This is a genomic window from Kitasatospora purpeofusca (assembly GCF_000718025.1).
GTDB lineage: Bacteria > Actinomycetota > Actinomycetes > Streptomycetales > Streptomycetaceae > Kitasatospora > Kitasatospora purpeofusca.
The window spans coordinates 61,946-71,205 of sequence record NZ_JODS01000044.1 but is presented as its reverse complement, the minus strand read 5'-3'; the positions used below and the strand labels follow the sequence as shown (position 1 = coordinate 71,205).

Genomic DNA, 9,260 nt, shown 5'->3' with positions numbered 1-9,260 from the left:
GTCCAACTGGTCCACCTTCGGCCCGGACTACCGCTTCGCCTCGAACCCCGCCGTGGTCTACAACCCCGTGAACAAGGTCACCGAGGTGTTCGCGACCGGGACGGACGGCGTGATCTCCCACAACTACCTGTTCAACGGCGGCCAGTGGAGCGGCTGGAGCACCCTCGGCCCGGCCTTCCACTTCAACGGGAGCCCGACTGCCGTCGCCATCGGCACCGACGGCGTCATCTCCCACGCCTACAACATCAACGGCAGCCGCTGGAGCCAGTGGGCCTCCCTCGGTGGCTGGAAGTTCAAGACCACCTGAACGCGGCCCGCGCAGCGGTTCCCGCCTGCCACCGGCGGCCGGCACCGCTCGCCTTATTCCCGTCCCCCCGTCACCAGGAGCGAGAACCCTTATGAACCGCCGCATCCAGCGCAGCCTGCACGCCCTGACCCTCGCGGCCGCAACCGTCGTCGGAGCGGGCTCGGTCGGAGTCTCCCCGGCTCACGCGTTGCTCCCCAACCGCTCCTGCGGGACGGTGACCGGCGCCGACGCCGCGGCCGCCGCCCAGCTCAACCAGGTGCTCAGCGGCACGCTCGCCCACGCCATGACCTCGTACCGGGTCTCCTGTGCCCGGGCCATCGCCGCCACCGTCCGCGACCTCGGGCTGCCGGACCGGGCGGTGGTCATCGCCGTGGCCACCGCCATCGTCGAGACCACCCTGCAGAACAACCCGAACGTGCTGGACCACACCAGTGTCGGCCTCTTCCAGCAGCAGGACTTCTGGGGCACCACCGAGCAGCGGCTGAACCCGGCCTGGTCGACCACCGCGTTCATCAACGCGATGCTGCGGACCTACCCGGGTGGGACGTGGCAGAGCCAGCAGATCGGCACTGTCTGTCAGGGTGTCCAGCAGTCGGCCTACCCCGACCGCTACCAGGGCGAGGCGGGCGACGCCCAAGTCCGACCGCGGTGTTCAACGCCGCCACCAACGCCATCGAGCTCTTCGGTATCGGTACGGACGGTGTGATCAACCATACGTACAACATGAACGCCGGGCCCTGGTCCGGTTGGCAGCCGATGAACAGGGACTACAAGTTCGTCCAACTGGTCCACCTTCGGCCCGGACTACCGCTTCGCCTCGAACCCCGCCGTGGTCTACAACCCCGTGAACAAGGTCACCGAGGTGTTCGCGACCGGTACGGACGGCGTGATCTCCCACAACTACCTGTTCAACGGTGGCCAGTGGAGCGGCTGGAGCACCCTCGGCCCCGAGTACAAGTTCGCCGGCAGCCCGACTGCCGCCTACAATCGCCATCGGCACCGACGGCGTCATCTCCCACGCCTACAACATCAACGGCAGCCGCTGGAGCCAGTGGGCCTCCCTCGGTGGCTGGAAGTTCAAGACCAGCTGAACAGGACTCACGCCCCCCGGGGCCGGTCGCCGACAGTTTGTCAGGCGGCCGGCCTGGCCTGTTGCGTTCGGCGTGCGGCTTCCCCCGGCTCCCCGGTGAGTGGCACGCCCGCCCCGAGACCGTCGACGTCGCCGAGGCCGTACACGGCGGGCAGTTCCCTGACGGCCCGTAGTGCTATGGCCGGGAGTGGGCCAGGGGCCACCGACGGCCGGTCGGCGCAGCGAGGCCGCCACGCACGGGAGGCCGGACTTGGGTGTCACCGACGGGTACAGCCCGATTGTCGGGGGCCGTCCACGGGGCCGCACGACCTCGCCGAACGGCGACCGCGCCGAAGCCCGCCCGCAGCAGCGGCATGGCCCGGTCGAGGTCCGCTGCCGAGCCGATCCGGACCTCGTCGACCGTCGAGATCCTTGTAGAGCTGCCGCACCTCGCCCGGTGCGACGGCCGGGCGCCGAGTGTCCGCCCGCCGACCGGTCGCCGGCGTGCCCTCATTTCGTCGAGTGCGTTCGTCATCGCGCTGCTGATGATTCATCAGATTGTGCGTACTCCCAATGGGCACGCGGTCGGGCCGGATTACTGCCCGTACGCTCATTTGCGTCGCCCGGGGAGAGGGCGGCACTCGTCGCGTGCCGCACGCGCGCCCCGCTCGTCCCAGCCGTAGTGCGCTGTTCGGAATGCGAGTGGGCTATTCAACTTGGAGTGGAAATGGCCTCTTTGGGTCGTAGGACCATCACCGTGATGGCAGCGGCTCTGGTGCCGCTGGGCGTGGGGAGCGGCGCCGTCGCGTCGGCGGCGACCCCGCCGGCCTCGCCGTGTACCGGCGCGGAATGCCCCAGCCTCCAGCCGGTCAACATCGCCGCGAGCCAGGGCTCGTTGAACATTACGCAGATGCAGCTGGAGAACATCAGCGCGACCGTCGTCGACGCCGTCTCCGGAGAGCCCGTCCGCGGCGTTCAGGTCCAGTTCTACACCACCGGAGGTCGACTGCTGGGGGCGGCCTACACGAACCACAGCGGCATCGCCGCGATCTCCGCGCCGGAGAACCTCGGCCCCGGCACAGTCCAGGAATTGCTGGCAGGCTACGACGCCGTCCTGCTCGGTGACGGCGTTCATACACCGGCCAGCGCGCATGGAGCGATCACCGTCGGGGACGATGGCAGCCTTCTCTTCAGCGACCGTGGACTGAAGAAGGACGTCATCCCGGTCGACTGGAGCCGATAGAGGTGGGCGTCTTCCGCCGCCGCTCCCGGACGGCTGACCACAACACCCCGACTCGTCGTCCGGCCGGAGCGCGGGAGAGTGGCGCGGTGGCCCCGGTCGGTGCGGTCAACGGCTTCACGGTCCTGGAGACCGTGGCCGCGCTGCCCGTCAGCACCTGGAGCTACCTGTGGGAGCCCGAAGACGTGCGCCACCTCGGGCCGATGGCCCAGGACTGGCACGCCGCCTTCGGCTTCAACGGGGACGACACCACCATCCCCGTCGTCGACGGTCTCGGCGTCTCGCTGGTGTGCATCCAGGCCCTCAACCGCCGTATCGACGAACTGACCGCCGAAGTCGGGCGCCTCGGCGAGAGCGCCGAAGGCTCACCACAGGACAGTGCGCCCGCGGACACCGGCCCTTCGCGTCCTTCGCCGACCCGCCCACGTTCGATCATCCCGCCGGAGACACCGTGAGGTTCCCCGCAGGCAGGGCCATTCTCGCTCTGACTGTTGACGGGATCCACCCGGACCGAAGTCCGGGTTAGGGGCTTCGGGCGCTCCTGCGACGGCCTGCCCGCGTGAGCCTGGATCGCAGCGGTGGCACGGGAGGGACGTGCGCGCCGGAGAGGTACGGCAACTGGCGGGGCGTCTACAACCGGCTTCGGACGTGGGCCGTCGATGGGACCTGGGAACGGTGTTCGTCGCGCTGATGGCCCAGGCCGACGCCGACGAGGAGCTGGACCGGGCGGTCTCGGTGGACTCCACAATCGTGCGAGCACACCAGCATGCGGCCGGGGCCCGCAAAAGGGGGCCCCGGCCGGAGAGCCGGACGAGCACGCGATCGGGCGGTCCCGCGGCGGGCTGACCACGAAGATCCACCTGGCAGCGGACGGCCGGTGCCGCCCGCCGGCGTTCGTCCTCACCGCGGGCCAAGCCGGCGACGCACCCGCGTTCACCGCCGTGATGGCCCGCCTGCGTGTTCCCCGACCGCGAGGGCGGCCCCGAACCCGGCCGGACGTCGTCCTGGCCGACAAGACACCCCATGCAGTTATGAGGTCAAGCCGCGATGGCAAGGTGGGGCTTCGTCGGCGGGGTGAAAGCGATGGCTTCGTCGAACTTCTGGCGAATGGTCAGACAGTGATGAAGTTGGCCGATCATGCGGTTGAACAGGTGGCGGAGGGCTGCGTAGTAGCGGTCGCCCGACTCACGTCGCCGGTTGTAGTGGGCGTGAGCACCGGGTGAGGCGGTGAGCGCGGCGAAGGCCCAGTGCCGGCCGGTGGCGGCGAGTCGGCTGTTCTTGATCCGGCGGTGGCTGACGCGGCGGCTGCGGCCGGATTCACGCGTGACCGGGGCGCTTCCGGCGTAGGCCTTCAGGTCCCGGGCGGTGTCGAACCGGGTGCGGTCGTCGCCGATCTCCGCCAGGATCCGGGCGCCGGTGAGCACGGCCAGACCGGGGAAGCTGGTGATGATCTCCGCGTCGGGATGCTGCAGGAAGAGTTCCTCGGTCGCCCGGGCCAGGTCGTCGCAGGCCCGGCAGGCCGCGTCGAGCTGGGCGAGCAGTGCGAGGGTCTGGCGTCCCATCGCCGCTTCCACCAGGGCCGGTTGGCGGAGCCGGGTGCGACGGAACACCTCGAGGAGCCTGTCTGTCTCGGCGTCGATCCGCCGTTGCCGGCCCGAGCGGGTGACGGCGGCCTTGAGCCGGCTGCGGGTGAGCCGGCCGGCCTCGCCGGGTGTGGGGGCGACTGCCAGGATTGCGCGGGCCTCCCGCGCCAGCAGCCGCTCCCGCTTGTCGGCGAACGCCTCGAGGATCGCCGGGTAGTACTCACGCAGGTGGGACCGGAGCCGGTTGTGGGCGCGGGTGCGGTCCCAGACCGCGTCCTGCTGGGCGCGGGCCAGGACGGCGATCGCCCTGACCAGGTCGGAGTCGCCCGGCAGAGGCCGGTGGAGCTCCGCGTCGGTCCGGAGGATGTTCGCCAGGACGACGGCGTCCTGGTGGTCGGACTTCTTGCGGGAGGCGGTGTGCCGGTCGCGATAGCGGGCCACCGCCATCGGGTTGATCGCGTAGACGCGTCGGCCGGAAGCGCGCAGGCAGGCGACGAGCAGACCCCGGGAGGTCTCGATCGCGATCGGAATCGGTTCGTCGGGAGTGTCTCCGTGCTCGGCGAGCAGACGCAGCAGGTCCTGGAAGCCCGCCGCGTCGTCACTGATCCTGAGCTTGCCGAGCAGGCGGGCATCGGAGTCGACCACCGCCACATCATGATGGTCTTCGGCCCAGTCGATTCCGCAGGTCACGTGCATTCGCGCCTCTTCTCGATCCTTCGCTGTCCGCCGGCGTCGAGCCGCGGCAGGACCACTCGGCGACCTAATAGAAGCGCTCGCCGGCGCACCACCCCATCAGCCGTCCGTGGCCCCAGCTGTTCCCAGGGTCCTCGCTCTCGTGAAGAGCTCCACGGCTCCGGCTGATCAAGAGGTGGCCCTGGGAACGGCTCGAACCACGGCACGCTACGGCGGCCGAGTCCCAAGCGGCAGGGGCCGCGCACGCATCGCTCTTGTCGAAGCGCTCGAAGCGCGGCATACAGCAAGACGTCTCGCTCGGCCCCTGCCAGGGCTGATCCAACTCCCAGCCCTCAATGCCTATTAGGCGTACTCCTCGCGTGCCGTCCGCGACCATCTGCGCAGGCGGGGCATCCGGACGGTGATTCCCGTTCCGGCGGACCAACGGGCCCACCGGGTGCGACGCGGCAGCCGTGGAGGCCGCCCGCCCGCCTTCGACCGTGAGAGAGACCGCGACCATCTGCCTGGCCGGGCTCCACATCGCGGGAATCTTCCTCTGGTCCGCTCGATGATCTAAACGAAACTGTCTGGGTCAGAGGTGCCCGCCGTCGGTGTAGTAGTCGCTGACCTGCCGGCGGTACTCCGGGTCGTCGGTGTGCTTGTCCTTGTCGAACTCGGGTGAGTTCTTGATGTCCTCCTTGGTGCGGCCGACCCATACGGTCTTGGCGTCCGTGTCGACGCGGGTGATGGTGCCGGCCGGGAGGAGGACCTCGCGGCCGAAGATCCACGGGCCGGTGTCCACCACGATGTGGGCGGTGTCGACGTCCTCGGTGTGCTTGTCCACCTTGCCGATGTGGCCGTCGGTCGCCTCGACCCGGAAGCCGGTCAGGTCGCTGCCCGCCACGTAGCCCCCGGCACCTTCGTAGCCCCACAGTCCGCTGCTCACAACTGCCTCCTCGTCGGTTGTTCCTGCTGTGACGCAGGGGCGGCTACCCGGCGATCGGGGACGCATTCGTGCGACTTCTCCTGTTCCGGCGGTGTGCCGGCCGGGCGGGGTTCGGCCAGCAACCGTTCGAGTGGTCCGGGGTGTGGGTGCGGAGGGACGGGGCAGGCGATGCGGCACCGGACACCTGTGGAGGCCCGCTCATGATGATCCTGCTGTTGCTCGCGTTACCGGCGCTCGTCGCCGTGGCGGCCGTCGTGATGTCCACGAGCCCGATCGGGCGTCACCGCGGAGCCCGCCGGCTCGTGACCGCCGGGCCCGGCCGCCGCGGCCCGGCCCGTCACCGCCGCTGACCCCCTGGCCAGGGGCCCTCCGACCCCGGCACCGTGAGTTTCCTCCCTGTCGACGTACGGCCAGGTGCTGGTGATCGGTTGCTCCCGGGAACAGGCGGTGGTGAACCAGTAGGGCGGAATCCGTGCGCGGATTCGCCGACTACGACGAGCCTCGTGACCTGCGAGGCTCGGTGAGCACCTCTCCGACCGCGACGGACAGTCACAGCTGTGCCGAACCGCGCTGATTGTCAGCCGCGCGAGAACGAGAACAAGGCCGGTCCGGGGGACGAGCTCCGCGATCTCCCGGACCTGGCCCGCTGTGGTGAATTCGCCGAACTCGGACCGAAGATCGCGGATCGGCCGCCGTGGACTTCATCACCTCGAAGCCCTGGAAGCGAATCCCTCACCCTTGGTGACGAGTGCCCGTGCGGCGGCCCCGGCCCAGCCGCCTGTCCGGCGCCACCCGCCCGGCCGTCAGCCGGCCCCGGTCAGCCGTCGAGCACCGCGCGTGCCCGGTCGGCGACCCGCTGCGCGGCGGACCGTTCGGCCGACAGAGCGTCCTTGTTCCGCTTGATCATCTCGTCCTGGTACGCGGCCTCGACTGCGAACCACTCGCGGACGACGCCGGACGAACGGCTGCACCGTACTTCCGAGGCGGCCTGTGCACGCTCCGCCGCCTGGTCGGCGGGTTTCCTGTCGCTCGTGTCCACGGGTGAGGAGGCGTGGTAGCCGAGCGCACTCATGCATGACGACCATCTGGCCGTCGCCGCCACGACGCGGGAGTCCTTGGCCGACACGTCCCACGACTTCCGCTGCAGTTCCATGGCGACCGGTGTCTCCCGGACCCTGGCGGTGTCGCCGAGCTGCTGGACGGCCCAGTCCGAGCAGCCCTGCGGCGGCTGCTCGTCACCCGGAGTGCCCTCGAAGACGAGGCGTTGAGCGTCGGTGAGCTCCGGCGGGGTCGGTGGCGCGGCGGCGTCCCCGGACGGAGGGAGCCCGTAGCCGTACCGTTCGGCCTGTTCCAGATCGGTCAGGCCGTAGCGCCGTTCCAGGAAGTTCTTCAGGGGCGGGCGCACATGCACCAGCGGCTGGATCGGCGCGCCCCGTTCGCGCATGCAGCGCTCCACCAGCCGTTCGTAGGCGCTGTTCAGATCGTCGCGCTGCTGATAGGTGAGCAGGTACGCCTGCACCGGGAGCTCAGCCCGGGTGCTCCCGGCACCGTCGGCGCCGCGCCCGGCGGTGGCCGTGTAGCCCACCGCTCCGCCGGCCGCGACACAGACGGCGACCGCGCACGCCGTCAGTACGGGCCGCCTGTTCACGGCCCGAACAGCACCGAGGCGTCCTCGTTCCTCGTGCTGGGGAGGTTGCTGAGGGTGTTGGTCGGAACGAAGTCGCTCGCCCCCAGGTAGTTGAACCGGTAGAAGACGGTGGCTGCGTAGAAGTCGTTGGTGTTCCGCGCCGAGCCGGCGTTGTTCCAGACGCTCTCACCGATGCCGTTGCAGTTGGTGCCGCAGGCGTTGAACGTGATGTTCGTCAGGTTGGGGATGTTCCCGCCGATCCTGACGAACGCACCGCCTCCGTTGGAGTTGTAGTAGAGGCAGAACCACCCGTTGATGCAACTGTCCGCGCTCGCCGGTGCGGCCGCCGCCACGGTGCCCGCTGTGAGGCTCGCCGTGGCCAGTGCTGCCAGTAGCAGCCCTCGCGCGCGCTTCTTCGCTCCTCGCATGGTCTCTCCTCGGTCGATGGATGGGGCGTCGTGACCCCGCGCGAGAAGTCTGCGTCGGACCTTTGCCGGTGTCATTGTTCGTCGGCGCAGCCTTCCTTGACACCGCGCGCAAGGCGACCGGAGCCGGTGCGGGCGGCACGGGGAGCGGGAAGTGTCGATCGCCGGTGCTCGGCGGGGGTGATGCCGTAGGCGCTGCGGAAGGAGCGACTGAAGGTGGCGGCGTCGGTAAAGCCCCAGCGCGCGCCGATGGCGTGAACGGGCAGCGCACGCAGGGCGGGGTCGCTCAGGGCCGCGTGGCAGCGCGCCAGTCGGCGGCTGCGGATGGTCGCCGAGACGGTCTCCCGCTGTTGCCGGAAGAGATAGTGGAGCGTCCGTACCGAGATACCGTGGTGGACTGCGACGGACGCGGGGGACAGGGCGGGCTCGGCCAGGTTGTCCTCGATGAAGGCGTTGATCCGGGCCAGCAGCATGCGGGTGCGGGCCTCCGGTGGCAGGCGGTCGTGTGCGTCGAGGTGGTGGGCGAGGAAGGCGGCGGTCAGTTCCCAGGCCGCGGTGCCCATCCGGTCCAGCGCCGGCCCCTTCAGCGACGGTGCCTGGTCGACGACGCTGCGCAGGAATGCGGCGAGCACGGCGCCGGCACCGCTGCGCCCCGGCAGCGCCCGGGCCAGGACGCGGTCCACCCTGCCGCTGGGCAGCGGGAACCCGGAACGCGGCAGATGCAGCACGATACCGCGCAGCAGCGGGCCGGCCGTCCCGCCCAGTCCTTGGCCCTCGTACGGCAGCGACGTGCTCCACAGAGCGAAGTCGCCCGTCGACAAGCGGCTGTCCTGCCGGGACTGCGATATCGACATCTCGCTGTCCAGGATGAGAGCCAGTTCATAGCCCTCGGGGTCGGAATTCCTGATCAGCGCGGGCGTGCGCAAGGAGTGGATCGGCGGAAACGACATCGTGGTCAACCGGACCGCCCCCAGGTCCAGGGAGCCGGCGTCGGCCAGGAAGTTGGAGGTGTGGCGGCTCCGGACCCGTACGGGGGCGACGGAACGGCCTATCAGGTCGCACCACAAGTCGAAACGCTGTTCGGCCGGCACACTGGTCGTGCTCAGGACGGTATATCCCACGAAACCTCCAGTTCCCGCTTCAAGATGAGGGGAGCACGGTCCGGTCCGCGTCCAGGAGGGACATCCAGCGTTGTACGGGTCGATCGAGGCCGCGCGGCGCCCATGGACAATTGCGAAGAGCCCCTTCGACAGTAGGCAGAGCGCACCTGCCGGGTCCCCGCGATTCAGTTGATCCGGCCCGAACCCATTCCCGTGTGGCCGGAACACGCGCGGATGCGGGGCATCGAGAGATCCGTGTACAAGCGGTCGACCTCCGAATTCGGCCTCAGC

General features: G+C 69.8%; 10 protein-coding genes and 3 pseudogenes. 8 read left to right on the top strand and 5 right to left on the bottom strand.

Features of this window, described 5'->3' with window-relative positions; all coding sequences use genetic code 11:
* The 6 genes and pseudogenes from IF01_RS0137700 to IF01_RS51670 all read left to right on the top strand — a co-directional run.
* A pseudogene (locus IF01_RS0137700) lies at positions 1-307 on the top strand (hypothetical protein); the annotation flags it as partial.
* A 91-nt stretch (positions 308-398) separates the two neighbouring features.
* The gene (locus tag IF01_RS42985) at positions 399-1,013 is read left to right on the top strand and encodes a hypothetical protein (RefSeq protein ID WP_051756982.1); all 615 of its coding nucleotides are present in this window, start codon (positions 399-401) and stop codon (positions 1,011-1,013) included.
* Between the two features lie 208 nt (positions 1,014-1,221).
* The gene (locus IF01_RS48740) at positions 1,222-1,398 is read left to right on the top strand and encodes a hypothetical protein (RefSeq protein ID WP_157855460.1); all 177 of its coding nucleotides are present in this window, start codon (positions 1,222-1,224) and stop codon (positions 1,396-1,398) included.
* A gap of 738 nt (positions 1,399-2,136) precedes the next feature.
* Positions 2,137-2,619: a hypothetical protein gene (locus IF01_RS0137690; RefSeq protein WP_244215761.1), complete on the top strand. Its 483-nt coding sequence runs from the start codon at positions 2,137-2,139 to the stop codon at positions 2,617-2,619.
* Positions 2,620-2,705: 86 nt separating this feature from the next.
* Positions 2,706-3,071 (top strand): tail fiber domain-containing protein, encoded by a 366-nt coding sequence (locus IF01_RS44675; protein ID WP_244215760.1) that lies wholly within the window; start codon positions 2,706-2,708, stop codon positions 3,069-3,071.
* A gap of 137 nt (positions 3,072-3,208) precedes the next feature.
* A pseudogene (locus IF01_RS51670) lies at positions 3,209-3,692 on the top strand (IS5 family transposase); the annotation flags it as partial.
* Here the strand turns inward: IF01_RS51670 and IF01_RS0137675 are convergent.
* The gene (locus IF01_RS0137675; RefSeq protein ID WP_030398141.1) at positions 3,654-4,895 is read right to left on the bottom strand and encodes an IS110 family RNA-guided transposase; all 1,242 of its coding nucleotides are present in this window, start codon (positions 4,893-4,895) and stop codon (positions 3,654-3,656) included. The pseudogene IF01_RS51670 and the gene IF01_RS0137675 overlap by 39 nt on opposite strands.
* A 343-nt stretch (positions 4,896-5,238) precedes the next feature.
* Here IF01_RS0137675 and IF01_RS49450 point away from each other — a divergent pair.
* Positions 5,239-5,376: pseudogene (locus tag IF01_RS49450) on the top strand (IS5/IS1182 family transposase); the annotation flags it as partial.
* An 87-nt stretch (positions 5,377-5,463) separates the two neighbouring features.
* On the opposite strand, the gene IF01_RS0137665 reads toward IF01_RS49450, so the two are convergent.
* Positions 5,464-5,817, bottom strand: a complete 354-nt coding sequence (locus IF01_RS0137665; RefSeq protein ID WP_030398139.1) for a hypothetical protein — start codon at positions 5,815-5,817, stop codon at positions 5,464-5,466.
* Between the two features lie 200 nt (positions 5,818-6,017).
* Here IF01_RS0137665 and IF01_RS48735 point away from each other — a divergent pair, with 200 nt between their 5' ends.
* Positions 6,018-6,167, top strand: a complete 150-nt coding sequence (locus IF01_RS48735; protein ID WP_157855459.1) for a hypothetical protein — start codon at positions 6,018-6,020, stop codon at positions 6,165-6,167.
* Between the two features lie 467 nt (positions 6,168-6,634).
* Here IF01_RS48735 and IF01_RS0137655 read toward each other — a convergent pair whose 3' ends face one another.
* The 3 genes from IF01_RS0137655 to IF01_RS0137645 form a co-directional block, all read right to left on the bottom strand.
* Positions 6,635-7,465: a hypothetical protein gene (locus tag IF01_RS0137655; RefSeq protein ID WP_030398138.1), complete on the bottom strand. Its 831-nt coding sequence runs from the start codon at positions 7,463-7,465 to the stop codon at positions 6,635-6,637.
* A complete protein-coding gene (locus IF01_RS0137650; protein ID WP_030398137.1) occupies positions 7,462-7,872 on the bottom strand; it encodes a peptidase inhibitor family I36 protein in 411 nt (136 codons plus the stop codon). The genes IF01_RS0137655 and IF01_RS0137650 overlap by 4 nt, the downstream gene beginning before the upstream one ends.
* Positions 7,873-7,943: 71 nt before the next feature.
* Positions 7,944-8,990, bottom strand: coding sequence for an AraC-like ligand-binding domain-containing protein (locus IF01_RS0137645; RefSeq protein ID WP_037782668.1), 1,047 nt, complete (start codon positions 8,988-8,990; stop codon positions 7,944-7,946).
* Positions 8,991-9,260 lie beyond the last annotated feature (270 nt).